Annotated in this window: 1 protein-coding gene; it reads left to right on the top strand. The window is 62.3% G+C overall.

Going from position 1 to position 398, the window contains the following annotated elements; genetic code table 11:
- The coding region (locus tag EN804_RS34975; protein ID WP_246693537.1) for a LysR family transcriptional regulator at nt 1-398 on the top strand (398 nt) is incomplete at both ends.

The raw sequence follows: 398 nt of genomic DNA, 5'->3' as shown, positions 1-398 counted from the left end.
TCCACCCTTTCAGCCCATGTGCGCGAGCTGGAGGCGATCAGCGGTGTGAACCTTCTGGAAAGAAAACCGCGGGGGGTGAGCCTCAGCCCACAGGGCGAACGCCTGTTCGAAATCACCGCGCGCCTGTTTCAGGCCGAAAACGAGGCCAAGGCCTTCCTGCGCGGCGATACGGGTTCTGCGGGCGGGCATCTGCGCGTCGCTGCCGATGGTCCCGTGCTGCCGCTGCCTATTCTTTCGCGCCTGAAGGCCGAGCGGCCGCAGCTTACCTTTTCGCTTTCGGTGGACAATTCCGCGCGGGTGATGGAACAGATCATCGATTATCGCGCCGATGTTGCCATTACCGCCCGTGCACCTGATGATCCGCGCCTCTATGGCGTCAAATTCCTCAGCATGCGGCT

It is taken from the genome of Mesorhizobium sp. M8A.F.Ca.ET.161.01.1.1 (assembly GCF_004792105.1).
Lineage (GTDB): Bacteria > Pseudomonadota > Alphaproteobacteria > Rhizobiales > Rhizobiaceae > Mesorhizobium.
The sequence above is the reverse complement of the archived record's forward strand: the minus strand, read 5'-3'. Positions and strand labels throughout refer to the sequence as shown.